At 58.2% G+C, this 26,941-nt stretch carries 28 protein-coding genes and 2 pseudogenes; 15 read left to right on the forward strand and 15 right to left on the reverse strand.

Features of this window, described 5'->3' with window-relative positions; genetic code table 11:
• Together FUU19_RS07430 and FUU19_RS07435 are read right to left on the reverse strand one after the other, a co-directional pair.
• On the reverse strand, positions 1 to 562 hold a 562-nt coding region (locus FUU19_RS07430; protein WP_230507102.1), incomplete at its 3' end, for a molybdopterin-dependent oxidoreductase.
• Positions 563 to 572: 10 nt separating this feature from the next.
• Positions 573 to 1,184, reverse strand: a complete 612-nt coding sequence (locus FUU19_RS07435) for a cytochrome b/b6 domain-containing protein (RefSeq protein WP_033653385.1) — start codon at positions 1,182 to 1,184, stop codon at positions 573 to 575.
• 150 nt (positions 1,185 to 1,334) lie between these two features.
• On the opposite strand from FUU19_RS07435, the gene FUU19_RS07440 reads away from it, so the two are divergent.
• Both FUU19_RS07440 and FUU19_RS07445 read left to right on the forward strand, forming a co-directional pair.
• Positions 1,335 to 2,048 (forward strand): response regulator transcription factor, encoded by a 714-nt coding sequence (locus FUU19_RS07440; protein ID WP_197832888.1) that lies wholly within the window; start codon positions 1,335 to 1,337, stop codon positions 2,046 to 2,048.
• Between the two features lie 3 nt (positions 2,049 to 2,051).
• On the forward strand, positions 2,052 to 3,518 hold the full coding sequence (locus FUU19_RS07445) for a sensor histidine kinase (protein ID WP_230490224.1): 1,467 nt from the start codon (positions 2,052 to 2,054) through the stop codon (positions 3,516 to 3,518).
• Here the strand turns inward: FUU19_RS07445 and FUU19_RS07450 are convergent.
• The 9 genes and pseudogenes from FUU19_RS07450 to FUU19_RS07490 all read right to left on the reverse strand — a co-directional run bounded on the left by FUU19_RS07450 (position 3,515) and on the right by FUU19_RS07490 (position 14,400).
• A complete protein-coding gene (locus tag FUU19_RS07450; RefSeq protein ID WP_060438937.1) occupies positions 3,515 to 4,183 on the reverse strand; it encodes a fimbrial biogenesis chaperone in 669 nt (222 codons plus the stop codon). The genes FUU19_RS07445 and FUU19_RS07450 overlap by 4 nt on opposite strands.
• Positions 4,184 to 4,192: 9 nt before the next feature.
• Positions 4,193 to 5,826: pseudogene (gene ecpD / locus FUU19_RS07455) on the reverse strand (fimbrial adhesin EcpD).
• Positions 5,816 to 8,335: a CS1-pili formation C-terminal domain-containing protein gene (locus FUU19_RS07460; RefSeq protein ID WP_141970018.1), complete on the reverse strand. Its 2,520-nt coding sequence runs from the start codon at positions 8,333 to 8,335 to the stop codon at positions 5,816 to 5,818. The pseudogene ecpD and the gene FUU19_RS07460 overlap by 11 nt, the downstream one beginning before the upstream one ends.
• A gap of 50 nt (positions 8,336 to 8,385) precedes the next feature.
• Positions 8,386 to 9,054, reverse strand: coding sequence for an EcpB family pilus assembly chaperone (locus FUU19_RS07465; protein ID WP_141970019.1), 669 nt, complete (start codon positions 9,052 to 9,054; stop codon positions 8,386 to 8,388).
• Between the two features lie 78 nt (positions 9,055 to 9,132).
• Positions 9,133 to 9,720, reverse strand: coding sequence for a common pilus major fimbrillin subunit EcpA (gene ecpA, locus FUU19_RS07470; protein WP_004939148.1), 588 nt, complete (start codon positions 9,718 to 9,720; stop codon positions 9,133 to 9,135).
• 427 nt (positions 9,721 to 10,147) lie between these two features.
• Positions 10,148 to 10,777: a helix-turn-helix transcriptional regulator gene (locus FUU19_RS07475; protein ID WP_141970021.1), complete on the reverse strand. Its 630-nt coding sequence runs from the start codon at positions 10,775 to 10,777 to the stop codon at positions 10,148 to 10,150.
• Positions 10,778 to 10,942: 165 nt separating this feature from the next.
• Positions 10,943 to 11,782 (reverse strand): winged helix-turn-helix domain-containing protein, encoded by an 840-nt coding sequence (locus FUU19_RS07480; protein WP_141972985.1) that lies wholly within the window; start codon positions 11,780 to 11,782, stop codon positions 10,943 to 10,945.
• Positions 11,783 to 12,310: 528 nt separating this feature from the next.
• Complete coding sequence (locus tag FUU19_RS07485; protein ID WP_230490223.1) at positions 12,311 to 13,732, reverse strand: heavy metal sensor histidine kinase; 1,422 nt, start codon at positions 13,730 to 13,732, stop codon at positions 12,311 to 12,313.
• Complete coding sequence (locus FUU19_RS07490; RefSeq protein ID WP_021504273.1) at positions 13,729 to 14,400, reverse strand: heavy metal response regulator transcription factor; 672 nt, start codon at positions 14,398 to 14,400, stop codon at positions 13,729 to 13,731. Before FUU19_RS07490 ends, FUU19_RS07485 begins: the two co-directional genes overlap by 4 nt.
• A 141-nt stretch (positions 14,401 to 14,541) precedes the next feature.
• Between FUU19_RS07490 and FUU19_RS07495 the strand changes: the two genes are divergently transcribed.
• The 4 genes from FUU19_RS07495 (at position 14,542) to FUU19_RS07510 (ending at position 17,241) form a co-directional block, all read left to right on the forward strand.
• Positions 14,542 to 15,165 carry a hypothetical protein gene (locus FUU19_RS07495; protein WP_230490222.1) on the forward strand — a complete coding sequence of 208 codons (624 nt, stop codon included), beginning with the start codon at positions 14,542 to 14,544 and terminating at the stop codon, positions 15,163 to 15,165.
• Positions 15,166 to 15,177: 12 nt separating this feature from the next.
• The gene (locus tag FUU19_RS07500) at positions 15,178 to 15,783 is read left to right on the forward strand and encodes a cytochrome b/b6 domain-containing protein (RefSeq protein ID WP_063988827.1); all 606 of its coding nucleotides are present in this window, start codon (positions 15,178 to 15,180) and stop codon (positions 15,781 to 15,783) included.
• Entirely contained in the window at positions 15,776 to 16,543 is a 768-nt protein-coding gene (locus tag FUU19_RS07505; protein ID WP_118892292.1) for a molybdopterin-dependent oxidoreductase, read from the forward strand. The genes FUU19_RS07500 and FUU19_RS07505 overlap by 8 nt, the downstream gene beginning before the upstream one ends.
• Positions 16,544 to 16,665: 122 nt before the next feature.
• Positions 16,666 to 17,241 carry a hypothetical protein gene (locus FUU19_RS07510; RefSeq protein WP_230490221.1) on the forward strand — a complete coding sequence of 192 codons (576 nt, stop codon included), beginning with the start codon at positions 16,666 to 16,668 and terminating at the stop codon, positions 17,239 to 17,241.
• Positions 17,242 to 17,342: 101 nt separating this feature from the next.
• On the opposite strand, the gene FUU19_RS07515 is transcribed toward FUU19_RS07510, so the two are convergent.
• Positions 17,343 to 17,531, reverse strand: coding sequence for a hypothetical protein (locus tag FUU19_RS07515; protein ID WP_230490220.1), 189 nt, complete (start codon positions 17,529 to 17,531; stop codon positions 17,343 to 17,345).
• A 29-nt stretch (positions 17,532 to 17,560) separates the two neighbouring features.
• Between FUU19_RS07515 and FUU19_RS07520 the strand changes: the two genes are divergently transcribed.
• On the forward strand, positions 17,561 to 18,091 hold the full coding sequence (locus tag FUU19_RS07520) for a GNAT family N-acetyltransferase (RefSeq protein WP_141970031.1): 531 nt from the start codon (positions 17,561 to 17,563) through the stop codon (positions 18,089 to 18,091).
• A gap of 4 nt (positions 18,092 to 18,095) precedes the next feature.
• Here FUU19_RS07520 and FUU19_RS07525 read toward each other — a convergent pair whose 3' ends face one another.
• The gene (locus FUU19_RS07525; protein WP_141970032.1) at positions 18,096 to 18,968 is read right to left on the reverse strand and encodes a LysR family transcriptional regulator; all 873 of its coding nucleotides are present in this window, start codon (positions 18,966 to 18,968) and stop codon (positions 18,096 to 18,098) included.
• 91 nt (positions 18,969 to 19,059) lie between these two features.
• On the opposite strand from FUU19_RS07525, the gene FUU19_RS07530 reads away from it, so the two are divergent.
• Positions 19,060 to 20,043 (forward strand): nitrilase family protein, encoded by a 984-nt coding sequence (locus FUU19_RS07530; protein WP_230490219.1) that lies wholly within the window; start codon positions 19,060 to 19,062, stop codon positions 20,041 to 20,043.
• An 87-nt stretch (positions 20,044 to 20,130) separates the two neighbouring features.
• Here the strand turns inward: FUU19_RS07530 and ompX are convergent, their stop codons facing one another.
• Positions 20,131 to 20,649, reverse strand: coding sequence for an outer membrane protein OmpX (gene ompX / locus FUU19_RS07535; protein WP_019454480.1), 519 nt, complete (start codon positions 20,647 to 20,649; stop codon positions 20,131 to 20,133).
• Between the two features lie 399 nt (positions 20,650 to 21,048).
• On the opposite strand from ompX, the gene rhtA reads away from it, so the two are divergent.
• Together rhtA and nanQ are read left to right on the forward strand one after the other, a co-directional pair.
• Positions 21,049 to 21,936, forward strand: coding sequence for a threonine/homoserine exporter RhtA (gene rhtA, locus FUU19_RS07540; RefSeq protein ID WP_230490218.1), 888 nt, complete (start codon positions 21,049 to 21,051; stop codon positions 21,934 to 21,936).
• Positions 21,937 to 22,068: 132 nt separating this feature from the next.
• Positions 22,069 to 22,541, forward strand: a pseudogene (gene nanQ, locus FUU19_RS07545) (N-acetylneuraminate anomerase).
• Here the strand turns inward: nanQ and FUU19_RS07550 are convergent.
• Positions 22,523 to 23,068, reverse strand: a complete 546-nt coding sequence (locus FUU19_RS07550; RefSeq protein WP_230490216.1) for an AAA family ATPase — start codon at positions 23,066 to 23,068, stop codon at positions 22,523 to 22,525. The pseudogene nanQ and the gene FUU19_RS07550 overlap by 19 nt on opposite strands.
• 369 nt (positions 23,069 to 23,437) lie before the next feature.
• Between FUU19_RS07550 and dps the strand changes: the two genes are divergently transcribed.
• The 5 genes from dps (at position 23,438) to glnQ (ending at position 26,912) form a co-directional block, all read left to right on the forward strand.
• Positions 23,438 to 23,941 (forward strand): DNA starvation/stationary phase protection protein Dps, encoded by a 504-nt coding sequence (gene dps / locus FUU19_RS07555; RefSeq protein WP_004939215.1) that lies wholly within the window; start codon positions 23,438 to 23,440, stop codon positions 23,939 to 23,941.
• Between the two features lie 140 nt (positions 23,942 to 24,081).
• Entirely contained in the window at positions 24,082 to 24,348 is a 267-nt protein-coding gene (locus FUU19_RS07560) for a DksA/TraR family C4-type zinc finger protein (RefSeq protein WP_141970040.1), read from the forward strand.
• A gap of 338 nt (positions 24,349 to 24,686) precedes the next feature.
• Complete coding sequence (glnH, locus tag FUU19_RS07565; RefSeq protein WP_038880498.1) at positions 24,687 to 25,430, forward strand: glutamine ABC transporter substrate-binding protein GlnH; 744 nt, start codon at positions 24,687 to 24,689, stop codon at positions 25,428 to 25,430.
• A 103-nt stretch (positions 25,431 to 25,533) separates the two neighbouring features.
• Positions 25,534 to 26,193 carry a glutamine ABC transporter permease GlnP gene (glnP, locus tag FUU19_RS07570; RefSeq protein WP_019454487.1) on the forward strand — a complete coding sequence of 220 codons (660 nt, stop codon included), beginning with the start codon at positions 25,534 to 25,536 and terminating at the stop codon, positions 26,191 to 26,193.
• Positions 26,190 to 26,912 (forward strand): glutamine ABC transporter ATP-binding protein GlnQ, encoded by a 723-nt coding sequence (gene glnQ / locus FUU19_RS07575; RefSeq protein WP_004939230.1) that lies wholly within the window; start codon positions 26,190 to 26,192, stop codon positions 26,910 to 26,912. The genes glnP and glnQ overlap by 4 nt, the downstream gene beginning before the upstream one ends.
• The last annotated feature ends 29 nt before the right edge of the window (positions 26,913 to 26,941 follow it).

Below are 26,941 nucleotides of genomic sequence, written 5' to 3' on the forward strand. Positions count from 1 at the left end.
TGCTGGTGTAGTAGTCATCGGCACATTTGAAGCTGACGTAGCGGGCGCTCAGATCCGCGCCGATCGCCTTGAGAAAGGTCGCGAACGGCACGCCGCCCCACTTGCCAATGGCGCTCCAGCCCTCGACGCAAATATGGCGCGTCACCTGGCTGACCTGCGCCATCCGGTGCAGCTGCGGCAGGCTCCAGGCGCGTTTGTCCTGCACCAGTCCCGCCACCTCCAGACGGTAGTCGTCGCCGTTGATGTCCGGCGCGTCCTCCTCGGCGTAGAAAGCGTTGAACGGGAACGGCCGGGTGATCATCGATTCCGGGTAGACCGGCGCCAGGCGGTCGCCATTGAACAGCCAGCCCTGCACCCGATCGTTGAAGCGCGAGATGCGGCTCAGCGCCTGTTCGACGTTGGCGTTATCGCTGAGATCGCAGCCGGTGAGCATGGCGATGCCGCCCAGCGTCAGGCCGTTGCGCAGAAAGCGGCGGCGCGAAGGCGCGCTCAACAGCCGCTGCGCTTCTTTGACGATCGCCTGCCCTTCAATGACCGTCATGATCGGTTTATCCTTTTCCATCATTCACTCCTTAGCGTCCGCGCAGCATGGCCAGCAGCGTCCGTGGCACCAGCGCCACCATCACCAGGTGAATCGCGACAAAGGCCACCAGCGCCGACATGGCGAAAAAGTGGATATAGCGCGCCGCCTCATAACCGCCGAGCAGCGTGCGCAGCAGCGGAAACTGCACCGATTTCCACAGCACCAGCCCGGACAGCGCACTCATCACGCCGAGGATCATCACCGACAGATAGGCCACGCGTTGCACCATGTTGTAGTGGCGCAGGTCGGCGTGTTGCAGCCTGCCGCGCAGCGCGGCACCTATATCGGCGAGAAACTGCCGTGGGCTGAGCGGCCAATACTTGCGTTTGAAACGCCCGCTGGCCAGGTTGATCAGCAGGTAGCACAGCCCATTGACGCCAAACAGCCACATGCCGGCGAAGTGCCACTGCAGCGCGCCGCCCAGCCAGCCGCCGAGCGTCAGCTCATTGAGAAAGCTGAAGTTGAACAGCGGCGAGGCGTTGTAAATACGCCAGCCGCTGGTCACCATGATCAGCATCGCCAGCGCATTCAGCCAGTGCGTCAACCGCAGCCACAGCGGATGTACGGTCTGTCGTTGTTCCGGAGTGAGAGTGAGGCTCATAAAGATTCCTGCCAGCTAACGATGCGATGAGCCGAGTATTCCCCTGATTTGTTCCCCAAGACCTCACGCAAAGTTAAATAAAATGTGATAACTCCACCGGTGGGGGTTGTGTAGACTTCATAGAGGATCAGGCAATCAGCGGTAATGAGAATGGAAAAGCCAAAACGAATTTTGATCGTCGAGGACGACGGCGACATCGCCGAGCTGTTGCAGCTGCATCTGCGTGACGAGGGTTACGCCATCAGCCACGCCGCCGACGGCAACCGGGGCATGGCGATGCTGGAACAGGGCGGCTGGGATGCCCTCATCCTCGATCTGATGCTGCCGGGCGTGGACGGATTGGAGATTTGCCGCCGGGCGCGCACCATGACGCGCTACACACCGATCATCATCACCAGCGCGCGCTCCAGCGAGGTGCACCGCGTGCTGGGGCTGGAACTGGGCGCCGACGACTATCTGGCCAAACCCTTCTCCATGCTGGAGCTGGTGGCGCGGGTCAAGGCGCTGTTTCGCCGCCAGGAAGCGATGAGCCGCAACCTGCGCATGGACGCCGGCGTGCTCAGCTTCAGCGATTTGACCATCGATCCGATCGCCCGCGAGGTGCACCTGCACCAGCAGCCGGTCGAGCTGACGCCGCGCGAATTCGATCTGCTGTACTTTTTCGCCCGCCACCCGGGCCAGGTGTTCTCGCGCCTCAGCCTGTTGAATCAGGTCTGGGGCTATCAGCACGAAGGGTATGAGCACACCGTCAACACCCATATCAACCGGCTGCGCATCAAGATCGAGCGCAACCCGGCGGAACCCGAGCGCATCCTCACGGTGTGGGGCATGGGCTATAAATTCGCGGCCGCGCCGCAAGAGTAAGCCATGAAAAACCTTACGTTAGCGCAACGCCTCACGCTGATCTTCGCGCTGCTGATCGTCATCGGCTGCGCCTTTTCCGGCTGGATGCAGGTGCGCAGCAATACCCAGTACAGCCAGGCGGTGATCCAGCGCCTGTCCGGCAACCTGGCGCAGCATATCGCCGACAGCAACCCGCTGCTGGGGGTGAACGGACCGGATCCGCAGGCGGTGCATACCCTGTTCGATCAGCTGATGGCGGTGAACCCCAGCGTGGAGGTTTACCTGCTCGACAAACAGGGCGCGATTATCGGCAACGCCGCGCCGGCCGGGCATCTGAAACGGCAGCGGGTCGCATTGCCGCCGCTGCAGGCGCTGCTCGATGGCGCGCAGATGCCGGTGTATGGCGACGATCCGCGCAGCGAGGACGGGCGCAAGGTGTTCAGCGTCGCGCCGCTGAAGGTCGATGGCCGGATCGAAGGCTATCTGTACGTGGTCTTGCTCGGCGAAGAGTACACGGCGCTGGCCAGCAACGCCCAGTTCAACTCGGCGGCCAGGATGGCCCTGTGGACCTCCGGGGTGATGGTGCTGTTCAGCCTGCTGGCCGGCGGTTTCGCGTTTTATTGGGTGACGCGCCCGATCCGTCGCCTGACCCGGCAGGTCAATGCGCTGGACAGCGGCGGCATCGAAGCGGTGCAGGCCTACGCGGCGCTGCCGGCGGTACGGGCCGGGCGCGACGAAGTCAGCCAGCTTCAGCAGGCCTTCCACCGCATGGCGCAGCGCCTTGCCGAACAATGGCAAACGCTGGCACAGCAGGATCGGCTGCGGCGTGAGTTCATCGCCAATGTCTCGCACGATCTGCGCACCCCGCTCACCTCGCTGCACGGCTATCTGGAGACGCTGTCGGTCAAGGCCGCCACCCTGAGCGAAGCCGATCGGCGGCGCTATCTGGAGATCGCGCTGGCGCAGAGCCGCAAGGTGGGCAAGCTGGCGCAGGAGCTGTTCGAGCTGGCACGGCTGGAGTACGGCGTGGTGAAGCCGCAGAAAGAGCCCTTCTCCCTCAGCGAACTGTTGCAGGACGTATTCCAAAAGTTCGAGCTGGCGGCGGAGGCGCGCAACCAGAGGCTGCACGCCGACATCGCTCCGGGCATTCCGCCGGTGTTCGCCGATCTCAGCATGATTGAGCGGGTGCTGACCAACCTGCTGGACAACGCCATTCGCCATACGCCGCCCGGCGGCGACATCGGCGTGCGGCTGTGGCGGCAGGAAGACCAGGTAATGGTGCAGGTCAGCGACAACGGCCCCGGCATTCCGCAGACGCTGCGCGCCGATCTGTTCGTGCGCCCGTCTGTTCTGAGCGGCGCCCGGCGCCCTTCCGGCGGACTGGGCCTGATGATCGTGCGGCGCATTCTGCAGTTGCACGACAGCGATATTCAGCTGATCGAACAAGCGCAAAGCGGCGCCTGCTTCCGCTTTGCCATTCCGCCGCGTTAATCGAGGCAGCTGCGATCGACGCTGATAAATTTGTCGTTATAAATAATGAATTTCTGCCCCTTCAGCCGAATACCGGCATGGGTCAGCGTATCGCCGGGGCGCAGGTATTCGGTGACGCCCTCTTCATCCGTGCTGTTGCAGCCCGGCTTGAGCAGGAACTTGAAGTAGGTGTTGCCGGTGTTGGTGAGCGTACCGCGCTGGGTATCGAGCCGATAGGCAAAGTTTACCTGACGCGGGCGCACCACCAGAATGGTGTCCATCACCACGATCGGCTCCAGGTTGACGCCGGCGCCCCGACGCGGCCCCGGCTCGAACAATCGGGTCGGCACTTCGCGAAATGACACCCGGTAATAACGCTCGCGATTATCCTGCGGCCCGCGGTAGAAAAACTTATAGTACTCCGCCTGCCCGGCCTGCAGCGTCAGCTGACGCGGCGCGAACAGCAGCTCGCCGTCCGCCGGCCGGCTGCGCACCTCGCGCTCTCCCGGCCGATCGATAGCGCGAATGCTCACCTGATACAGGCGCGCGCTGCGGTTGTTATTCAACACCCGCTTGGCGGTGAATGAGCGATCCTGATCCATGGCAAACGTCAGGGTACCGACATTGATCGCGGCGGCGGTAAAGGGGAAGGACAAACACAGCAACCCTATCAGCACAAGTTTCACGCCCTGCCCTCAATTGATGTTGCGCCAGGTGGCTTCGACATGAATTTCACCGGCGGCGCTGACGTCGCCATACCAACCGTTGCCGTCGACGGTTCTCAGCGAGATCGGGTTGTTCATCGGAATGCTAAAGGTCACGCGGGTCTTGTTCAGCACCCCCACTTCACCGGAGATATCATTCCACGGGGTGCTGCTCCAGAGCGCATTGGTCATGTCGTGCCACTGGCCATCGCAGCCGCGGCGAAGCTCTGCTGGCCGTTGGTGCTGGTGGTGATGCCAAGGGTGGCGGGGAACGGTACCCGGGTACTGTCATCCGCAGAAGAAAAGAGGCAATAGTTCACCCCGTTGATCGCCTGAGTCGGCCCGGTCGCCATCACCCTCACCTGATCGGCGGCGGTTTTGCCGCTGGTGGTCACGAAGTAGCCGAACTCCAGCGCCGGCTCCGCCGGGCCGACATAGCCTTCACGGTGTGGGCTGTTGTCGTAATCATCGGAAATAATGCTGATGCTGAAATCACGCGGCTTGATAATCAGCTGGTTTGAAGTGGAAAACTCATACCATCCCGACTCCGGCGAGGTGGTGTTCTGAAAACGGAAATTGATCAGATCGCGGGTGCCGCTGTCGGAAATCCCCAGCGCGACCATCTGTTTGAAGAAGTTACTGGAGAAGAACACATAGACCGCGTTGCTGCTCTTCAACTCGTTAAACGTATAGTAGCTGCCGGTGCCCGACGTGTTTTTCCAGGTGTTGCCGTTCAGACTGAACTGCAGATCGGCGGCGTTCACCGCAGAGGACAGCGCCGCATGGTTAATCGCCGGGAAAATATGAATCGAAGTATTGCTGACGCTGCCGTCGGTCTGCAAATCGTAGCTGACCATCTTGCACATGATGCCTGAGCGGGCGCCGATGGTCTGGTTCTTGCAATCGGCATTGCCCTCGCCGATGATCGGCACCCCATCGCTGTTGACGAACACCTCCGATACGGCATTGGTATTGATAAAGCGCAGGTGGGCCGCCTTGCTGTGCGTGACGGTGCGCTTGTACCAGCTGCCGCTGGCCTGATCCCGACAGCGGCCGCCGGCCGCGGCGTCGTAAGCCACCGACGTTTGGCAGCCGTTGATCTGCATGCTGAAAGCTTCGCCCGCCGCCATCTGCTTCAGATATTGATAGAAGCTCGGCGACATCATGCCGTGCATCCATTTTGCACCGCCGGGCGTGACCACGGCGCCGTAAAACCCCTTTTCGTCGGTGGTCTGCGGCAGAATCAAGCTGGTATCCATATTGCAGCCGGCATACCAGTTGATGCAGCGCAAGCCGAGGAACGGATTCTTTATCGGCGCATTTTCCAGCCACATGTCATAGCGCCAGTTGGCATTCAGCCCCGTGTTGTAACCATTATCCACGTACCCCAGGCTTTGCTGATAGACAGTGCCGGAACCGCCGTATTTCAGCCCGGTCCACTTATTGGCGCCGGTCATACGCGGATCCAGCCCGCCGGCCGGCGTGACGAAAAAGTTGTCGTCGGCGTTGTTCTCCACGAAGACAAATTTCATGGCCGCCGCATCCGGCCAGTTGGTCTGGCTGACCGCCGCCTGCAGCGCGGGGGCGACCAGCGCCAACAACAACAGCGCAACGTTAGCTCTCATGATCAGACTCCCCGGATGACATATTGCCCGCATAGGTTTTCAGCCCGGTGCAGATCACGTCGCCGACCCACACGGCGCCTTGCGCCTTGCTGAGATCCAAATCCACTTCGCATGTCTGATTGCCGCTGTGGGTAAAATCGATAACCGGGAATTTCTTGTCGACGTCCATGATAAATTCGCCTTTCTCATCGGTGCGAGTGCGGCCGATATGGTTCTTGATATAGGCGTTGGCCAGCAGCGTGCCGTCCTCCGCTTTGATGCGGCCGAACACCGTCACCATCTGTTTTATCTCCGGCGAGATCACCGCCACGTTGCCCGGATACAGGGTGAGCTTGCTCTTGCGCTTGGTGACGATGTCGAAGCTCTCCGCCGAGTTTTTGTTGTTCATCAGCTCAACGTCGTACTGACCGTAAGGCGACAAAGGCAGGTAATTCTTATTGCCGCTCAGCTTCACCATCCGGCCGTCAACACGTGCGGTCAGCAGGCCGTCGTTTTCAATGCCGGTATTGAAGATGATCCCGGCGTTGCCTTCGTTGCGGCCACTGATGGCGATATCACGCCCTTGCCAGCCCACGCTGCCGCTCGCGGTCAGGCTGCTGTTAACGTAGCCGTCGGCGGAGCTGCTGACGTTGAGCGTGCCGGCCGAATACTTGGTGTCGAAGCGCGCATAGCCGCCACCGTTGAAGCGGTTGTCGCCGCGGGTATCACCGGAAATCGCCCGCGACAGGTTGGCGCCCAGGGTACGGATCGGCCCGTCCTTGATGTCCTTGCGTGCCGCCAGGTTGGCGGTGGTGTAGCCGTTCTGGTTGGAAACGCCGGCGCTGAGCCAGTTGCCCATCGGCAGTGAAAAATCGAGCGCGATGTACTTGCCGGTATTGGCGTTGCTGCTGCCGTTGTTGTAGCGTTGCACGCCCGCACGTACGCCCAGCGTGCCGAAGCGGCCGGTAAAAATATTTTGGTAATAATCGGCGTTGTAATAGTGACTGTCGTTCTTCTTATCGTCGTTGTAGCTGGCGCTCAGGGTGCCCAGCGGAGACCACAGCGCCCCCAGATTAAGGCTGCCGCCAACGGCGCGGTTATAGGCGTCATTTTGCAACAGACGATCGCCAATCTGCGTTTTCTCCTGATTGATCCATACGCTGCTGAAGCCGCCGGGCAACGCGGCGCTGACGCTATTGACCAGGCTCCAGGAGCGATCGGAGGCCGCCATATTTTGCAGGTTGATCTGAATCGACTCGGTCACCGGCAGGCTGACGCGGCTCTCGCCGACGGCGTTGCCGTCAAACGAATACCCCGACAGCGCCCAATTAAGCGTTTGCAGATTGCCGGTAGCCGAAGCGCCAAGCAAATAAGAGTCCTTTGCCGGGCGGTGACGTTCCCGTTCACCTCGCCAGTCGTCCATGCGCAGCATCCCGCCCCAGAATTGCCAGGCCAGCGGCGCATTGGCGCCGCGATTAGGGCTGAACAGTTTATTCACTCGCTGCATGCGTTTATCGACCACTTTGCCGTTGACCACGACCTCCACCTCTACGTCATAGATACCGTAGGGCAAACTGCCGGTATCCACTTCATGGTTGCCCATCGTGAAGTTTTGTACGCTGAGCAGCCGCCCGTCGCGCGACAGATGCACCTCGCCGGCCGAGGGGAAAAAAACCACGATCGGCGTCAGCGATTGGGAATTATCGAATACCGTCGAGTTGGCGCGGTTGCCGTAGGACAGACCATAAATCTTGCTCGAGTTGATGGTGGTGACCGGCCCCAGCGACTGCAGATTCCAGCTGTCCAACATGCCGGCGGCGAAACGGCGACCGGCGAAATCACGCTCGTACATCGCTTTGTACAGCGTGGCGTTTTCATCGCCGCTGCCGATACCGTAGATGGAGCCGTTCAACTCCACGTGGTGTTCACGCAACGCCGTGACGCTGTTGAGCGATAAATAACTGGAGGTGTTGCCTTCGCTGGCGCGGGCCCGGTTATCGTAGACCCCGAGGTTATAATCCAGCGTGCTGCTCACGGCATCCACGCTGGACGCGCCGATGTCGCTGGAACGAGCGCGCAGCACCGTCCCCAACGCGGATTCCTTCACCACCAGCTGCAGGTTGAGCTGCCGGAAATCCAGCGCCAGCCAAGCGTCGTCCGCGACCCGGATATGCTGCTGCCGATCGAATGGCGCATCCTGCAAAGCCTGCAGCTGGCCGGCAATCGACGCCGTCAGCCGGGCGCCGTCGTCGTTATCCTCCAGCGTCACCCGACGAATCTTTAGCCTGTCCTGATCCAGGTAGAGAAAGGCATGGCCGATGCGGCTGTCGTCTTTGACGCCATCGCTCTTTTCATAATGCAATAACAGCGGAATACTCATCCCCTCGCGCAACGCCAGGCTGAAAGTGTGCGGGATCAGCACGCCGTTAATCTGCGTCAAACCGGCCGCCATCGCCATACGGCCAGGCAACAGCGTCGGGAGCGCCAGCGCACCGGCAGCCAAAAGCGTTCTCAACAGCACAGCGTTCACATGCCACTCCTTGCGTGATTGTTTTGCATCCATCGTGGATAACGCGCGCATCACTTCACCGGGATAAACTGTTCGCCGTGCCACAGCGCGACGCGTCCTTTTTTATCGTTGACGTCAACCTTGCTGAAGGCGCGATCCTTCCCCGGCATCACGAAATAGTTTTCCTTGCAGTCGCTGCCGTCTTGCTTGTTCCTGCAATTGCCGTAGGCCACCACTTTGAACGTGGCGTTGCCGGTGTTTTTGATCCGTCCGTTGGCGAACTGATAGGCGAAGCGATCCTGCCGAGGCGCCACCACCAAAATGGTGCCGATGCGCGCCGACGTGGTGGCCACGGCATTACGCCGAGCGGAGTTTTGCCCCGCCTCGCTCAGCGCCTGATCGAACCAAACGATGCGGTAGTAACGCTCCTGGGCATCATTCGGCCCCTTGTAGTAAAAGCGGATCACATCGCTGGCGTTGGCCGGCAAGATCAGGCTGGCGGGCGACAGCAGCATTTCATCCCGGCTGCTCATCGGGATCACCGTACCGGAGGCCAGGGGACTGGAAATGCGTTCGATCTTGATGTTCACCAGCCGGCCGCTGTCGGTGGTGTTTTTGATTTCCTTGCTCAGGCGCGCGCTGTCGCCAGGCATGAAGGAGCTGATCTCACCCACATCGAGAGCCAAAGCCGGCCGCAGCAGCATTAACATCAGAGTGACGGCGAGAGAAAAGCGTGTCATTGCGGTATTCCACTGGCGTTGATGAGCGATAAATAGCAGGAGGTCTCCCCCCTGCCAGATGCAGATCGTTCGGAGGGATTAGGAAGTCCAGGTCGCGTTGAACTCGACGCTGACGTCGCCGCTCCAGATACCTTCCGGCAGCGTGCTGAAATCCGTGACGGCGGTGGTGCCGTTTGACGTCGCGCCGATGATGCTGAAGGTGAACTGATCCTGCGCGCTGGTGCGGCCGGCCTGGTTGTAGGCGTTGGACAGGGCGCTCAGATTGCCGCCCAAAATGCCGGCGGTGGTGTCGATCATGGTGGTTTCAGCCGTTTTCCCGACCACCGCACCGTTATAGTTCACCCCGACTTCCAGCGTAGAACCGGAAGTATCCAGCTGAGTCAGCGTATTGGAGACCAGTTTTGAGGTCAGTTTGAAAGCGGTGGCCGTGGTATCGCCTTCCACGGTGACGTCAAACAGGCCTTTCTGGCTGTTGAAACCCTTAATGCCTTCTGCATAGTTGAAGGCCAGGCTGCCAATCGGCGTCACAACCAGTTTGCTGGTGGTGTCTTTCTTGGCGGTCGCAGACCAGGTTGCCAGCGCCTGAGCGGTAACGTCGGCGGCTTGAGCAGTGCTGACCGCTGCAAAGGCGGAAACGATCGCCAGAGCCAGTGTCATTTTCTTCATGGTATAACTCCCTTCAATGTTGAATATGTTTTCTTTCTTTCGTCCATTCTCAGCCAGCCGTTTGCATCACTGCGTTTAGCCAGTCTGCTTGACGCCACAAGAATATCCCCGACCGATCAAAAAAGAATCATTAACTACTAAAGTTCAAATATTTAGATTTAAATCCCGACATTAATGTTTTAACCCCCCACCAATCACATTAAAAAGCGGGTTAAGCCTTTAATGAAAGCACAATCACATTGTGGTTTATCCCCTGCAAGGCGGTGATTGTTTAACCACAAATATGCTCTGTTCGCCCTTCCCATGTCGGTGCAAAATTTCAGCGCCGGCGTTGTTCGCTGAGGGGGGATTGATTGGATTTACGCAGGGAGGCAGCAGCCAATCAAGATCGGCCGCTGTAGAGAAAAGGGGGGCTTCTCGTCACGTGTCAGGAAGGGTATCGGGTTCTCAGAGTAAGGATAAGCCGCATAAAGCCGGCCTGATTGAGGCCCAGTTTTCGCATAATATTCAGTTTATGGGAGCTTATGGTTTTGTAGCTTCGGCGAGTCACGGTGGCGATGCTTCGTGGAGATGCGCCGGCAACCATCATGGCCAAAACTCGCCATTCACCGTCAGATAATGCGGCTGTAGAGTGCACCAGCCGGGCGCGAATATGCGGGGAACGATAGCCAGAGAACTTGCCCGCAGCCGCAATGGCGTCACTCAGGCAATGCAAAGGGTCCTCCTTAGCCACGATAGCTATGCGCGCATCCGCCGCCAACAACGCTAATATGCCGGGATGTTCTACCGTGGTGAAAATCACCAAGGGAATTTCCGGCCAGACATTTTTTGCCGTCAGAACGAATCGTAATACATCATACAAATATTCGCTCTGATGATATAACTCCATAATAAGCGCGCGAGGCTTTCCCTCTTTCAATGCCCCCTCCAGCTCCCTCAAGGTATCGATAAAATAGCTGTCACTTGATTGGGTAACGAGAAATGCTTCCATTCCTCTTCTCACTAAATAGCTGGGTTCAAAAAATAGCAGCGCATCACCGAAATCGGCTTTAACCATACATAATCACCATAATGAGGTAGAAAGCGGTAGAGAAAGGGAAATACCTCTCGTAAACGCCACACGGCAACCCGCCCAATGAAAGTCGAACGTTCTATTTCAACACTGTAATATTTTTGTCATATCCATCGTCCTTCAATCGTGTTGGGCAGCGGCTATCAATGGTCAATTAATAAACTCGGCATTGTCGCTTTCCAAACCTGAACAGATCTCCATTTTATGTTCACGCAAGATCTTGCAGCGCAGCAGGAATAAGCGGGAAATGCCGGAAATGTAAGCCCTAACCTGATTGCTGCGCACCACCAGCAAAAACTCATCGCCGCTGCACTCTCCCGTTTGGTGCGCGGCGTAAGCCAGAATATCCCGATTCAGGCTGGCGTTGACCGTCGCGGAGGCATCAGGCAACGACATGAAAACCTTACAGTTGCCCGACTTTCCCAGGTAGCTCTCCTGCCGGGCCCCCGAGCCGCTGAAATAGGCCGTGACAGCAATAGCCATGAGGATCCCCCCCAGAACCATCGCGCTGAACATCAGCCACCCGCGGCGGGAATAACCAAGATGAGAAGTGGCCCTATTGATGGCGGTTTCGGACGGCGGATTGGTTGCCGCTTCGGGCGTAGTTCCCGGCACAGCCGCGGCAGGCTCCGCGTCGTGAATATCTTCCGCGTCCTCATAAGACTCGATGGTAATCTCATCACGCAACATAAAACCCACTTTAGGGACCGTAACAATAACCTCATCCTCGACGCCAAGGTTTTTAATCACCCGACGCAATTTGCTGACGCACTGATTAAGATTATTATTGCTGGACACCATGCCGTAATCGTCCCAGACCTTCTTGAATATCAGTTCACGCCCTACGGCCTCGCCATGGTGGGCAATCAACAGCAACAACAACCGTTTGGAAGGACTGGATATGGATATGGGATCGTCAGAAAAATCTGTTGGGCTAAGGGTTCTGGTGTCTGCGTCAAAGAGAATATGGTCATTAAATCTATATTTCATTTTATTCACATGTTTTCACTATAGCGATCATTTATAGTTTGGCGTCAAATGTTAATGAAATATTAAATAAATATTTAATCAGGTAATTCGCGAAAATACCCAAGCACAGGCAAGAAAAACCACTCAATTAACGCCACGAAATACGCTTTTTCACCTCACCATCGTTTATATAGGATTTTTCTTGCAAACCATAACCAAAGGTTAACCAATCACCACACCCATTGATATATTGACGCGCCAAAAACCATAAAGTTAGTTTTTTGTATCGCGGATTATCCATTTTAAGGAAAAACATCTCAAAAAAGGACTGGGGAACTAAATTTTAATAAAAAAATAATAACAAGTGAATGTTGAGCATAATCACAGACCGCAGGCCATCCGCATTATCCTGATGAATTAATGCGCTTACCGCGACGTAAATGTTAAATTTTAGGTTCAGCCAAGGCGATGGGAAATAGTAATGAAAGGAAAAACTTGCGAATGACGCCTATCGCATGATCCGCAGTAGGCGAAAACATTCGCTGCAGCTCATTGAACTGATGAAGGGAAAACCAGGCTAAAGGTCAAACTGGCAGAATCCCGGCCATCAGAACACTGCGCGCACGCCTCTCCCCCGTGCAGCGTCATGATGGCGCGCACGATAGACAACCCCAACCCACTGGCGTGATTGCCGGCGCTGCGTGCGGGATCGGCACGATAGAAGCGATCGAACAGCTTTTCCAGCTGTGCCGGCGCGATCGGCGGCCCCTGATTGATGACCTGCACCCACCAGGCATCGGCACGCCGTTCAGCCCGCAGGACGATCAGGCTGTTTTCGTCGGCATAACGTACCGCGTTGGCCACCAGGTTGCTCAGCGCCCGCTGGAACAGCATGGCGTCCGCCTTCAGCACGCCTTCCCCTTCGCAGCTCAGCGCGATGCCGCGTTCTTCCGCCAGCCCTTCGAAGTAATCCGCCACCCGCCGCAGCTCCAGCGCCACATCCAGACGGCTGTAATTCAGCGCAGACTGCGCTTCGCCGGCGCGCGCCAGAAACAGGATATTTTCCACCATGCGGGAAATGCGCTCCAGCTCATCCATATTGTTCGACAGCAGGGTTTCGTACTCCTCCACGCTGCGGGGCTGGTAAAGCGCCACCTGGCACTGGCCCATCAACGCCCCTACCGGCGTGCGGATCTCATGGGCCAGATCGGCGGAAAATTGCGTCAGCCGCTGATAGCCTTCATTCAACCGATCAAGCATCGCATTGAACGAACGGGTCAGCTGCTGCAACTCCTTCGGCGCCCCCTGCTCGCTGAGGCGTTTCGACAGCGTATTGGGCGCAATCTGCGCCGCCTGCGCCGCCATGCGCCATAACGGCTTCAATCCCCTGCGCATGACCCCATACCCCAGGAGCGCAATCAGCAGGAAAGCCACCGCGACCGCCGCGACGATGCGCCACAGGTAACGCGCCAGCATCTTCTGTTCGTTGACCATCACGTGCGCGGCGGAGATCTGCAACAGGCTGCCGTCTTCCAATCGGACCATCGCCGAAGCGGCGCGCAGCGGTACCCCCTGCGCCGTTTCCCCGCCGCGCACGGCGGCGAGCGTCTGCGCCTGTTCAGGCGGCGTCGGCGCGATCGGCGGCAGGACCACCCTGGCGGGGTTTACGTTGATGAGCGGTTTTTGCCCCGGGATTTGGAAAATCAGCACGTCCTGTTCATTGCCCAGCATGTTTTCGAACAGGCCGTTATTGGCGGTCAGGCGCGCCAAAGGAAAGCGCTGCCCCAGCAAATGACGGAAATACTCTACGCGCCCGGTCACCTGCAGATCGCTGCGCAGCGTCATTTCCTGGCGCATGGCGCTAAACAGATACCCGCCTGTCCCGCTCACCACCAACGCGGCCACCAGCGCGAACAGCGTGGCGGTGCGCAGCGTCAGCGACACCGGCCGACGTGACGTGCGCCCGCTCACGAGCGTGGCTCGCAGACATAGCCGATACCGCGCACGCTGTGGATCAGCTTGACGTCGAACGGCCGGTCGATTTTGGCGCGCAGGCGTTTGATCGCCACGTCAACCACATTGGTGTCGCTGTCAAAATTCATGTCCCACACCTGAGAGGCGATCTGCGTGCGCGACAGCACTTCGCCCTCGCGCCGCACCAGCAGGTGCAGCAGCATGAACTCCTTGTTGGTCAACGGGATCACCTGATCCTGACGCACCGCCCGGCGGCGCAGCACGTCCAGCTGCAGATCGGCGATAGCGTAATGATCGGCTTCGCGCGCCGGCCCGCGGCGCAGCAAGGTGCGCAAACGCAGTACCAGCTCGGTGAACGAGAACGGCTTGATAAGATAGTCGTCCGCGCCCAGCTCCAGACCGTGAATGCGATCCTGTACGCCATCGCGGGCGGTGAGAAACAGAATCGGCACGTCGCTTTTCTTGCGCAGCACCTCGATAATCTGCCAACCATCCAGCCCCGGCAGCATTACATCGAGCACGATCGCATCGTAGTCCTGCTCCAATGCGCGAAACAATCCGTCGGTGCCGGTGCGCGCCAAATCGACGCCGTACCCCGCCTCACCCAGCCCTTTCTTCAGGTAATCCCCTGTGCCGATATCGTCTTCAACTACCAGTATTCGCATGCTCACCACCTCGTTACGTCTGCAAAAAATACTAGCAGTTTCGGCGGACAAACTTGATGACATTAATGTCATCAAACGGCCATGGCGCTGACCCCATCGCTCAACCATGCTTAACCGGCAAACTCATTTCAGGAGAACGTTATGATTACCCGTCATCGTATAGCCGGTTTACTGTTGTCCACGTTACTGCTGTCCAGCGGCTTGGCCGCCGCCCAAACGCCGGGCAAGGTTATCGCGCCGCTGCGTGGCACCATCAGCCAGGTTGCCGACGGCAATCTGCAACTGACCGACCGCAAGGGCGAGACACTCAGCGTCAAGCTGAACGATCAGACCAAAGTGCTCAGCGTTTCCAAAGCCACGCTGGACGACATCAAACCGGACAGCTTTATCGGCACCGCCGCCGTGCCGCAGCCGGACGGCACGCTCAAAGCGCTGGAAGTGCACGTGTTCGCCGCCAGCCTGCGCGGCACCGGCGAAGGACATTCGGCCTGGGAATCCGCCGATGGCAAAGTGGACACCATGACCAACGGCACCGTCGGCAAACTGGTGAAATCCAACGGCCGCACCCTGACCGTCACCTACGGCAACCAGCAAAAAACCGTCGTCGTGCCGGAAGACGTGCCGATCGTAACGCTGGATCCGGGCGATTTGAGCCTGCTGAAGCCGGGCGTGCACATCGTGCTGTTCTCCACCGTCAACGATAAGGGCGAGCGCATCGCCACCCGCATTTCCGCCGGCAAAGACGGCACCGTGCCGCCGATGTAACGGAGGGAAGCCATGAAGACCAACGCGTCGCGGCCGGTGCATCGCTGGCCGGTTCGAATCACTCATTGGATCAACCTGTTCGCCATGGTGTGCATGTTCATGAGCGGTTGGGAAATCTACAACGCCTCGCCGCTGTTCGATTTCCGCTTTCCGCCGCAGATGACGCTGGGCGGTTGGCTGGGCGGCGCGATTGGTTGGCATTTGGCGGTGATGTGGCTATTGGCGCTCAACGCCGTCTGCTATCTGCTGTGGAGCCTGTTCAGCGGCCATTTTCGCCGCGATCTGTTGCCGCTGCGCGTCGGCGCGCTGCGGCAGGATATCTGGCTGGCCTTGACGCTGCGCCTGCGCCACCGGCATGGCCACTACAACGCCATTCAGAAGCTGATGTACCTCGGCGTACTGGCGCTGGGGCTATTACTGGTGCTGTCCGGCCTGGCGATTTGGAAGCCGGTTCAGCTGCAGGGATTGGTCGCCCTGTTTGGCGGCTTTGATTTCGCGCGCTACGTGCATTTCTTCGCCATGGCCGGCATTGGCCTGTTTGTGGCGATCCACGTCTTTATGGTGATAGTCGTACCCAAAACGCTGTGGGCGATGATAACGGGTGGCAAACATGAATGAGAAAAAACAGCGGGCAACCGCGCCGACGCTGGAACCGGACCAAAAAAAGCAGCTGGTCAATCTGCAGCGCCGCCTGATGCTGCGTTCCGGCCTGACGCTGGGCGGCATCGCCATGCTCACCGGTTGCAACCTGCAAGACGGCGATCGGGTGGATAAGGTGCTGTGGGCCATGTCGCGCTGGAACGACCGGGTGCAGGCCTGGCTGTTCAGCGGCCAGCGGCTGGCGCAAACTTACCGGCCCGATCAGATTACCCACCCTTTCCCCTTCAACGCGTTTTACCCGGAATACAACGTTCCCGAGATCGATCTCGCCGGCTATCGGCTTGAGGTCGCGGGGAAAGTGGAGAAAAAAGCGCCCTGGACGCTGGAACAGCTGCAGCGGCTGCCGCAGCAAAGCCAGATCACTCGCCTGATCTGCATTGAGGGCTGGAGCGCCATCGGCCAATGGGGCGGCGTGCCGCTGCGCACCTTTCTGCAGCACGTCGGCGCGGATCTGAACGCCGGCTACGTCGGTTTCAAATGCGCCGATCGTTACTACTCCAGCCTCGACATGGCCACCGCGCTGCACCCGCAGACCATCCTGGCGCTGGATTTCGGCGGCAAGGCGCTGCCGGCGGACTACGGTTATCCACTACGGCTACGTGTACCGACCAAACTGGGGTTCAAAAACGCCAAGCATATCGCCGCGATCTTCGTCAGCGACGTCAATCCGGGCGGGTATTGGGAGGATCAGGGCTACAACTGGTTCAGCGGCATTTAGTTTTGCGCAGCGCTGCGCATAAGCCTCATCGGCGGCTGGAGGATCTTCTCCATCGCGGTTAATAATCTGTTCGTCACAAAGGGGATAACTATAGGAAAAATAATAGTAAAAAGGATTTTATCATGGAGATTGATGTGAGGGAGATCAATGCGCGACCTGTCACGGAGTATAGGTACCGAATAACGGTTTATAAAAAAGCCAGCAGCGTTGCTGCGTATTACCTTGATTTTAAAAAAGCGACGTTAAGGATGCGTCAATGGCTTATTGGGGCGTATCCTGCCCCGGAAGTATTGGACAATGCTTACGTCATGGAACTGTACGATGTAAGAGCATTGGAAACCCGCGCCGAAGTAACCAGATCCTTATTTGATACCTATACCAGGATGGCGTACACCCGAGATGAACGAGAACAACTCTTCATTAATGGCATCGGCCTGGCGATCGTCACTTTTGTGGCGCAATACCAAGCGAGATTGGTTTTCAGCGTACCGCTCAGGCCAGCGTTAGCCAGAATTTATGACTCGCTCTTGAAAAAACATGCGCATAGCGTACATTATTTGTACAACCAAGAGCTTATTGAGGACGGATTATATGTCATCGAAATCCCGCCTGTTAACGGCAGAATCCCACCCAACCCCTATGAGCATGAAGGAACGTTACCAAAAAGAGATGCAAGCCTTCCACGAAGAATGGGCTGAACAAAGGCGCCGCGAATGGCATGAACTCGGTGGCGTTGAAGCCAGTGAAGCGCCCGCACGTGGCATCGATACCGAACTTTCATCCTAATTCCGGTTCGTTCTTATTCTTCTTCTCCCGCCGTCAGCAATGCAATCCCCGCGTGCTCGATTGCCTCTTGTGCGGCGGCGGCTGGCCTCGAAACCTGGACGAAGCTGACCACCCAGCTCAGTCTTGAGCGGCTTTCTGTTGACCCGGCTGTTGTGGCTGGCGGTGTGATTTCTCTGGCATACTGAACGCCGTTGTTTTTCATCGCCTTTCACCCTGTGCAGGAGCAGCAACATGACCGTATTCAACACCGCGCCAACGCTTGTCACCGAACGCCTGCGGCTGGACGCACACACGCTGGACGACTTCGAGTCGCTGGCCGCATTGTGGGCCGATCCGCTGGTGGTACGCTATATCGGCGGCACGCCGCGCGACCGGGAAGACTCCTGGGGGCGCCTGATGCGTTACGTCGGCCACTGGGCGCTGTTGGGGTACGGGTATTGGGCGGTGCGTGACAAACAGAGCGGTGAGTATCTCGGCAGCATCGGCTTCTCCAACTTCCTGCGCGACATCACGCCGGCGCTCGACGCGCCGGAAATGGGCTGGACGCTGGTGAGCTCGGCGCACGGCAAAGGCTACGCCACCGAGGCGCTGCGGGCGGCGCTGGCCTGGGGTAAGACGCACCTGCCGGGCGAGCAAACCGTCTGCATCATCTCGCCGGAAAACCAGGCCTCGCTGGCGCTGGCGAAAAAGGTCGGTTTCAGCGAAAGCCACCGCAGCGAGTACCACCAGAGTCCAATCGTCGTGATGCATTGCCCGCTTTGAATGCCTAAGCGCGTTGCATCGCCAACGCTGTCTGAATGAAGTTGTCCCGCAGCGCGTCCACGCGCTGCGGATCCCAGGCGATACCAACCTGCCACTCCGTCTCCTCGCCGCTCAGCGGTAAAATGTCGATGCCGGCCGGCGCGATATGCGTGATGCTGTGCGGCAGCAGCGCGACGCCGACGCCGGCGGCGACCAGCGCCAACAGCGTCTGGATATCGCCAGCCTGCTGCACCACGTTCGGCGTCAACCGGTGAGCGGCGATAAACCGCAGCGACTGATCGCTCAGCCCGCGCCCGCGTTTCGGCGTCAGCTGCAGCAGCGGCAGCTGATTGAAACGCGCCATCAGGTCGTCGGCGCACAGCGCCAGCGCGCCCGGCGCAGCCAGCACCAACCGATCGCTCAACAACGCCGCGCCGCACAGCGGCGTATTGACCGGCAAGCGCACGAACCCCGCCTGCAACTCCCCCTGCAACAACAGCTGATACTGACGTTCCGACGGCATGTCTTCGAGGCCAATCGCTACCTCAGGAAACCGCTGGCGAAAGGCAGCCACCAGCTGCGGCGCCAGATGAAAGCTGGAGAGGCCAAATCCCAGCGCCAGCCGCCCCGCTTCCCCGAGCGCCACCCGCCGGGCGCGCCGCTGAAACTGCTGGTACTGTTCCACCAGCGCCTGCGCCTCCGGGTACAGCCGCTGCCCACCGGCGGTGAGCACCGCCCCCTGTCGGCCACGTTCGAACAGCCGAACGCCGAGCTGGGTTTCCAGCGCCTGAATCTGTTTGCTCAGCGCCGGTTGGCTGATGCACAGCAGGTTCGCCGCCTGCCGATAGTTGCCCTGTTCGGCCAGCGCCACCAAGGCGCGCAGTTGTTTTATATCCATTCCATCAGGTTATCGAATAAGGAATTTAATTGATTATACAGTAATCAATCCACCTGCTGTAATCAACGCAGACCCCAACCGGAGAGAGACCATGACCCCTTCATTACGCGCCGCCACGGTGCAATTCCAGCATCGCGCCAATGACAAGAATTACAACCTGTCGACCATGGAACGCTTTATCACGGAGGCAGCCGAGCAACAGATACAGCTGCTGGCCTTCCCGGAAATGTGCGTCACCGGCTATTGGCACGTGCGCCATCTTTCCGACGCCGAAGTGCGGGCGCTGGCGGAACCGATCGTAAACAGCCCTTCGCTGGCGCGCATTCGCCCGCTGGCGGAGCGTTACAACATGGCGATCGGCGTCGGGCTGATCGAGCTGGGCGACGACGGCCGCTGCTACAACGCCTATGCCGTTTGTCTGCCGGACGGCGAACTGCATGTGCACCGCAAACTGCATGCCTTCGAGCACCCGGCTATCGCCAGCGGCGACCGGTATACGGTGTTCGACACCCCCTGGGGCGTGCGCATGGGCGTCTTGATCTGCTGGGACAACAATCTGGTGGAGAATGTGCGCGCGACGGCGCTGCTGGGTGCAGACGTGCTGATCGCCCCGCACCAGACCGGCGGCACCCATTCGCGCAGCCCGCACGGCATGAAGCCGATCCCGCAGGCGCTGTGGCAACGGCGCGCGGAAGATCCGCAGGCAATAGAAGCCGCCTTTCGCGGCGAACACGGCCGCGGCTGGCTGATGCGCTGGCTACCGTCGCGCGCTCACGACAACGGGCTGTTCTTGCTGTTCAGCAACGGCGTGGGCCGCGATGACGATGAGATACGCACCGGCAACGCGATGATCCTCGATCCTTACGGCCGCATCGTGGCGGAGACCTGGGCGGCGGAAGATCGGATGGTCAGCGCCGAGCTCGATCTGACGCTGATCCCGCTCAGCACCGGTCGCCGCTGGATTTACGGACGCCGCCCCGAGCTGTACGGGCTACTGACTGAGCCACAAGGCTATGAGCGCGATGCCCGCAGCGCACGCTTTTCGACACAGCCGACGGGGCGCGGCAGCCGATAACAGATAAAAAAAAATCCGCCCGAAGGCGGATTTTTTATCGGTGCGGCAAAAGCTGCCGCAGGTTCATGCCCGCAGGCACGAACACACTTAGAAGCGGTAGCCTACGCCAACGTTCCAGGTGCCAACGTCAACGCTACGAATGCGGTTCTGCTCGTAACCGACATCCAGGGCAACGTTCTCGATTGGGTTGAACTGCAGACCGGCACCGTAGGTGAAGCCGTAGTCAGCGGTGTCGTGACGAGAAGTACCGTTCTGAGCGTTGGTAGTGAATTTACCGTAACCCAGACCAACCAGACCATAGATGCTCGCCCAGTCATTGATACGGTATGCTGGACCGGCAGAGATAGAGTTGTACTGAGCTTTGTTGTAGAAACCGTCCTGAGAACCGTCCTTTTCCAGGTGGGTAAAGGAACCGATTACGCCCAGTGGGTTGTTGTCGAACTCGTAACGGTATTTCAGGTTGAAACCGTCGGCTTTGTTAGCAACGCCTTGGAAATCACCCTGCGCATAGCCAGCGGATACGGTGCTCTGACCAGCGAATGCGGTACCTGCGCTAACTGCTAATACGCAAGCTGCTACTGCGGAAAGACATGCAATTTTTTTCATAACCACCTCAAACGCGTTTTATTATTAAGTACATCCATTTGTTCATGCTTTGAAAATATAACAAAAATTAGCGTGAAACTCTGCCTTGAAATGAGTGTCTAATGCTTTATATCGTGTAACAGAAGATTTCAAGAACAGTGTATCTTCTTCTTTTCGCTCTATTTTCGGCCGTATTCTACGGCTTTCTGTGACAAAAATCACCTATTTAATATCCAGATAATTCTTAAGAAAAAGCGCACTTTTTGACCAAATTCACCACATCTCATCCGAGGATCGGCGGATTTCACCGCGATGTGCGCTTTTCTCAGACAGATTTTCGCATTTCATTTACACTGCTCGCATCCCCGTTTCGACCGTTTTCTCAAGGCTGAGGAACGGCGCATAAAAGGCCCGTTAAGGATGTCGTTATCTACTTCCGGCAGAGCGCCCTCCGCGCTGCTGCCCATCTGTCTGTTAATCATCGCCATGGTGTCTATCCAGAGCGGCGCCTCGTTGGCCAAAAGCCTGTTCCCGATCGTGGGCGCGGAAGGCATCACCACGCTGCGTCTTTTCATCGGCACCCTGATTTTGTTCATCATCTTCCGCCCGTGGCGCATGCGCCTCGCCGCCGGCAGCCGCTTGCCGCTGCTGATCTACGGCCTGTCTCTCGGCGCGATGAACTACCTGTTCTACCTGTCACTGCGCACCGTGCCGCTCGGCATCGCCGTAGCGCTGGAGTTTACCGGCCCGCTGGCGGTGGCCATGTTCTCCTCGCGGCGGCCGATCGACTTCCTCTGGGTGGCATTGGCGATCGCCGGGCTATGGTTCCTGCTGCCGCTCGGCCACGGCGTAGGTGGGATCGATCCATTCGGTGCCGCCTGCGCGCTCGGCGCCGGCGCCTGCTGGGCGGTCTATATCATCTTCGGCCAGAAGGCCGGTGGCGATCATGGCCCCGGCACGGTGGCGCTCGGTTCGCTGATCGCCGCGCTGGTGTTCTGCCCGATCGGCGCCTGGCAAACCGGCAGTGTGTTGTTCAATGTCGATATCCTGCCGGTGGCGCTGGCGGTGGCGATCCTCTCCACCGCACTGCCTTACTCGCTGGAGATCATTGCGTTGCCCAAAATCCCGGCGCGTACCTTCGGCACTTTAATGAGCCTGGAACCGGCAATGGCGGCGCTGTCCGGCATGTTGTTCCTCGGCGAACACCTGAGCGGCGTGCAATGGCTTGCGCTGGCAGCCATCATCGCCGCCTCCATAGGTTCCGCCCTGACCATCCGCCCCAAACCGCGTCTCGAAAGCCTTTCCTGATCGCCCGACTCGCCTGTAGGCCGCAACGCCGGAATGCAGGCGGGTTAACTTTTTTCCTCGTGACAAGTCGGCATACTTCCCCTTAGCCTGTACCGCAGGCACTTTGGACTTTCGCTCACATGGAGAATAACAGTGATTCACAACAGCCTGTTCAACCCACGCTTCGGTCGCGGACTCGCGCCGGCGCTGGTTTCAACCCTGACCGAGTTGCGTCGATGCGACCTGCCCGAACTGGCGCCGGGCCATCACCCGATCGACGGCGACAACATTTTTATGGATGTCATGACGCTGACCACTACGCCAGCGGAGGAGAAGCGCGCCGAGATGCATCAGGAGTACATTGCGCTCCACCTGCTGATCAGCGGTGAAGAGCGCAGCGCATCGAATACGGTCTGGCGGGCGACTGGCATCGCGAGCAGCCCCACGCAGAAAATAGCGACCTTCTGCTGCTGGACATCAAACGCCACCCGCAAACGCTGCACATGACGCACGGCATGTTCGCAATCTTTTTCCAAATGGAGCCGCACAAAACCGGCTGTCTTTGGCAGCGGCCGCAGCAAATCAAAAAAGCGGTGGTGAGGATCCATCACCGCCTGCTGCTTTGACCCTGCGGCAACGCCCGTACAAAATCGGCGGCCTGGCGGGGAGAACGCAAGCGTACGAAGCGGCGCCCGGCGCCGGCCATTTCCGCCAGGTATTTTCGCCGATTCTTGGAATAGGTGCGGATCGTCCACAGCACGATCGACTCGCGGCTGAAAAAAGAACGGCGAAAACTTTCCCGGTTGCCGGTGCCCGGCCACAGCTCTCGTTTGCTGGCCGCGCGTCGGCACGCTCGGCGCACAGCTTGCCACAGCGTGCGGCCGAAACCGTAGTCCAGCCACAGGATATAGTCGACCTCGCGCCACTTGATCGGCTGCGTGCGGCTGTAGTTGCCGTCCAGCACCCAGCCTTCGCCCGCTTCGGCCAGCGCCTGCTCAAGCCGCGCCAGGAATGCGTCATCGGGCGTTCCCTGCCACTCGGGCCGCCAATAGAGCCTGTCCATCTCGATATAGGGCACGTCAAGCCGTTCCGCCAGTTGACGCGCCAGGGTGCTTTTACCGCTGCCGCTGGTGCCGACGACGTTAATTTTCATCACTCGCCACTCATATAGAGAGGGGATAATTCCCCTACTGTAACTGCATCAATTACGGCTATCAATCTGAATAGGCTTAAAATTAACACCGCGATAACAAAGTGGATATTCCTCTGAAGCCGGCATGCTCAATGCAAATAAAATAACAGGGATAAACCGTCACTGCGGTAAATAATAAACCTGCAACAAAAAATAAAAAAACCAATAAAAATCAATTTCATTAATCAAAAACAAAAACCACATTGAAATATTACCAGTAGGCCATTCCTATTTGTGCAATAGCCATTTTCGTACGGCAAAAACAAATACCCCTGCTATAATTGATCCCGTAACGAAATAGGACAACGACTAATCAAGAGGATATCTGATATGAGTACCGCTAAACTGGTGAAAACGAAATCTTCTGATCTGCTGTATACCCGTAACGATCTGGACGAAAAAGTCAAACTGGCCGCCATCAAGGCGCTGAACCATCAGGTCGTGCAATTTATCGATCTTTCGTTGATCACCAAACAGGCGCACTGGAACATGCGCGGCGCGAACTTCATCGCGGTCCATGAAATGCTGGACGGCTTCCGCACCGCCATCATCGAGCATCAGGACACCTTCGCCGAGCGCGTAGTGCAGTTGGGCGGCGTCGCACTGGGCACCGTACAGGTGGTCAACGATCGCACGCCGTTGAAAAGCTATCCGACCAATATCCACAGCGTGCAAGAGCACCTGAAGGCTCTGGCCGATCGTTACGGCGCGGTCGCGAATGACATCCGCAAGGCGATTACTGAAGTGGAAGACGAAGACACCGCCGACATGTTCACCGCCGCCTCGCGCGATCTGGACAAGTTCCTGTGGTTCATCGAATCCAATATCGAATAACGCGAAAGCGTTGCAGAGGGCCCGTCGTTCCGGGCAGAACAGGCTGGGCTTTGCCCGGCCTGTTTTCTTTTGCGAGGCCGTTGCATTGTACAAAAAACGCCCCATATTAAACGGTAGGGTTCCCTTGTCAGGAGGTTATGATGGCCAGCGGCTGGGCGGCGGACGGCGCCGTACAAGATCAGATTGACTCCACCGTCGACGATGCGGTGCAGCGCGCGCGTGATGCGCTCGGGCACGGCGAGAGCGAACGCTATTGCCAGGAATGCGGAGAACCGATCCCGGAAGCGCGCCGCAAGGCGTTAACAGGCGTGCGTTTTTGCCTCGCCTGCCAGACCGAACAAGACAAAAAACACGCGGCCGCCAGCCTGTACAACCGGCGCGGCAGCAAAGACAGCCAGTTGCGCTAGCATTATCTGCTCCCCCTTTTGCGCCCTCGCGGCCCCGCTTGCACCGTCAGTGCATCATGAAAGTTAGAGTTAGTTATCAATATTGAAGCAAAAACGTTAAAGAACGGTTGTTTCACAGCCAAAATTTGGTTAATGATAGCCCCGTGCACCAAGATAATTCTTACGCACCATTTTGGTGCTTCACCTTGGTGCATAACCATAACAATTCGCCTTTCCGGCACAACATCACGTACTAACTCTTTGTTTTTATAGTAGTTGAAAACATGGCACGATTTTTTCATGGCACCAACTGCAATATAAAAAATGGGTAATCCGCAACCTGTACAGGAATTCCTCTCATGAAGTCGATTTTTAAAGTCTCCCTGGCCGCACTCTCTCTGGCCTTTGCCGTAAGTTCCCACGCAGCAGACAAACTGGTGGTCGCCACCGACACCGCTTTCGTTCCTTTTGAGTTCAAACAAGGCGACAAATACGTCGGCTTCGACATCGACCTGTGGGCCGCCGTCGCCAAAGAGCTGAAGCTGGACTACACCCTGAAGCCAATGGACTTCGGCGGCATCATTCCGGCGCTGCAGACCAAAAACGTCGATCTGGCGCTGGCCGGCATCACCATCACCGATGAGCGCAAGAAAGCCATCGACTTCTCCGACGGCTACTACAAAAGCGGCCTGCTGGTGATGGTCAACGCCGACAACAACAGCGTGAAAAGCATCGACGATCTGAACGGCAAAGTGGTGGCGGTGAAGAGCGGCACCGGCTCGGTGGATTACGCCAAGCAGCACATCAAAACCAAGGATCTGCGTCAGTTCCCTAACATCGACAACGCCTACATGGAACTGGGCACCAAGCGCGCCGATGCGGTGCTGCACGACACGCCAAACATCCTATACTTCATTAAGACGGCCGGCGCCGGCAAGTTCAAAACCGTAGGCGATTCGCTGGAAGCACAGCAGTATGGCATCGCCTTCCCGAAAGGCAGCGACGAGCTGCGCGAGAAGGTGAACGGCGCGCTGAAAACCCTGCGCGCGAACGGCACCTATAACGAGATCTACAAGAAGTGGTTCGGCACCGAACCTAAGTAAGCTGTGAATTTAGCAAGCTATTAACTTAAGCACAGGGGGTCGCTTAACCCCCTGCGCTTCGTTGTATCTGATACCCACGTTTGGGATCACCGGGAGAAATATCATGCAGTTCGACTGGAGCGCCATCTGGCCCGCCATTCCTATCTTGTTAGAGGGCGCCAAAATGACCCTGTGGATTTCGGTCCTCGGTCTGATTGGCGGCCTGATCATCGGCCTCGTCGCCGGCTTTGCCCGCACCTACGGCGGTTGGATCGCCAACCACATCGCGTTGGTGTTTATCGAAGTGATCCGCGGCACGCCGATCGTGGTGCAGGTGATGTTCATCTACTTCGCCCTGCCGATGGCATTTAGCGACTTGCGCATCGATCCGTTCACCGCGGCGGTGGTGACCATCATGATCAACTCCGGCGCTTACATCGCGGAAATCACCCGCGGCGCGGTGCTGTCTATCCATAACGGTTTCCGCGAAGCCGGCCTGGCGCTCGGCCTGTCGCGCCGCGAAACCATCCGCTACGTCATTATGCCGCTGGCGCTGCGCCGCATGCTGCCGCCGCTGGGCAACCAGTGGATCATCAGCATCAAAGACACCTCGCTATTTATCGTGATCGGCGTGGCGGAGCTGACCCGTCAGGGTCAGGAAATTATTGCCGGTAACTTCCGCGCACTGGAAATCTGGAGCGCCGTGGCGGTTATCTATCTGATTATTACCCTGGTGCTGAGCTTCGTGCTGCGTCGTCTGGAAAGAAGGATGAAAATCCTGTGATTGAATTTAAAAATGTCTCCAAGCACTTTGGCCAAACCCAGGTGCTGCACAACATCGACTTGAAGATCGACAAAGGCGAAGTGGTGGTGATCATCGGGCCGTCCGGCTCCGGCAAATCCACCCTGCTGCGCTGCATCAACAAGCTGGAAGAGGTCACCAGCGGCGATCTGATCGTCGACGGCCTGAAAGCCAACGATCCGAAAGTAGACGATCGGCTGATCCGCCAGGAAGCCGGCATGGTGTTCCAGCAGTTCTACCTGTTCCCGCATCTGACGGCGCTGGAAAACGTCGCCTTCGGCCCGATCCGCGTGCGCGGCGCGAAGAAGTCCGATGCGGAAAAGCTGGCGCGCGAGCTGCTGGCCAAGGTCGGTCTGGCGGAACGTGCCCACCACTATCCGTCCGAACTGTCGGGCGGCCAGCAGCAGCGCGTGGCCATTGCGCGCGCGCTGGCGGTGAAGCCGAAAATGATGCTGTTTGACGAGCCGACCTCCGCGCTCGATCCGGAGCTGCGCCACGAAGTGCTGAAGGTGATGCAGGATCTGGCCGAGGAAGGCATGACGATGGTCATCGTCACCCACGAAGTCGGTTTTGCCGAAAAAGTGGCGTCGCGCCTGATCTTTATCGATAAAGGCCGGATTGCCGAAGACGGCAACCCGCACGACCTGATCAACCACCCGCCAAGCCCGCGTCTGCAGGAGTTCCTGCAGCACGTGTCCTGATCCTGGCGGTTTAACGGCGGGCGCGCCCC

Source organism: Serratia montpellierensis (assembly GCF_020858655.1).
Classification (GTDB): Bacteria; Pseudomonadota; Gammaproteobacteria; order Enterobacterales; family Enterobacteriaceae; genus Serratia; species Serratia montpellierensis.

Coding starts and splice junctions, on each gene's coding strand:
- FUU19_RS07435 (WP_033653385.1), bottom strand. CDS start 1,184: ATGAGCCTCACTCTCACTCCGGAACAACGACAGACCGTACATCCGCTG.
- FUU19_RS07440 (WP_197832888.1), top strand. CDS start 1,335: ATGGAAAAGCCAAAACGAATTTTGATCGTCGAGGACGACGGCGACATC.
- FUU19_RS07445 (WP_230490224.1), top strand. CDS start 2,052: ATGAAAAACCTTACGTTAGCGCAACGCCTCACGCTGATCTTCGCGCTG.
- FUU19_RS07465 (WP_141970019.1), bottom strand. CDS start 9,054: ATGACACGCTTTTCTCTCGCCGTCACTCTGATGTTAATGCTGCTGCGG.
- ecpA (WP_004939148.1), bottom strand. CDS start 9,720: ATGAAGAAAATGACACTGGCTCTGGCGATCGTTTCCGCCTTTGCAGCG.
- FUU19_RS07475 (WP_141970021.1), bottom strand. CDS start 10,777: ATGGTTAAAGCCGATTTCGGTGATGCGCTGCTATTTTTTGAACCCAGC.
- FUU19_RS07480 (WP_141972985.1), bottom strand. CDS start 11,782: ATGAAATATAGATTTAATGACCATATTCTCTTTGACGCAGACACCAGA.
- FUU19_RS07490 (WP_021504273.1), bottom strand. CDS start 14,400: ATGCGAATACTGGTAGTTGAAGACGATATCGGCACAGGGGATTACCTG.
- FUU19_RS07495 (WP_230490222.1), top strand. CDS start 14,542: ATGATTACCCGTCATCGTATAGCCGGTTTACTGTTGTCCACGTTACTG.
- FUU19_RS07500 (WP_063988827.1), top strand. CDS start 15,178: ATGAAGACCAACGCGTCGCGGCCGGTGCATCGCTGGCCGGTTCGAATC.
- FUU19_RS07505 (WP_118892292.1), top strand. CDS start 15,776: ATGAATGAGAAAAAACAGCGGGCAACCGCGCCGACGCTGGAACCGGAC.
- FUU19_RS07510 (WP_230490221.1), top strand. CDS start 16,666: ATGGAGATTGATGTGAGGGAGATCAATGCGCGACCTGTCACGGAGTAT.
- FUU19_RS07515 (WP_230490220.1), bottom strand. CDS start 17,531: ATGAAAAACAACGGCGTTCAGTATGCCAGAGAAATCACACCGCCAGCC.
- FUU19_RS07520 (WP_141970031.1), top strand. CDS start 17,561: ATGACCGTATTCAACACCGCGCCAACGCTTGTCACCGAACGCCTGCGG.
- FUU19_RS07525 (WP_141970032.1), bottom strand. CDS start 18,968: ATGGATATAAAACAACTGCGCGCCTTGGTGGCGCTGGCCGAACAGGGC.
- FUU19_RS07530 (WP_230490219.1), top strand. CDS start 19,060: ATGACCCCTTCATTACGCGCCGCCACGGTGCAATTCCAGCATCGCGCC.
- ompX (WP_019454480.1), bottom strand. CDS start 20,649: ATGAAAAAAATTGCATGTCTTTCCGCAGTAGCAGCTTGCGTATTAGCA.
- rhtA (WP_230490218.1), top strand. CDS start 21,049: ATGTCGTTATCTACTTCCGGCAGAGCGCCCTCCGCGCTGCTGCCCATC.
- FUU19_RS07550 (WP_230490216.1), bottom strand. CDS start 23,068: ATGAAAATTAACGTCGTCGGCACCAGCGGCAGCGGTAAAAGCACCCTG.
- dps (WP_004939215.1), top strand. CDS start 23,438: ATGAGTACCGCTAAACTGGTGAAAACGAAATCTTCTGATCTGCTGTAT.
- FUU19_RS07560 (WP_141970040.1), top strand. CDS start 24,082: ATGGCCAGCGGCTGGGCGGCGGACGGCGCCGTACAAGATCAGATTGAC.
- glnH (WP_038880498.1), top strand. CDS start 24,687: ATGAAGTCGATTTTTAAAGTCTCCCTGGCCGCACTCTCTCTGGCCTTT.
- glnP (WP_019454487.1), top strand. CDS start 25,534: ATGCAGTTCGACTGGAGCGCCATCTGGCCCGCCATTCCTATCTTGTTA.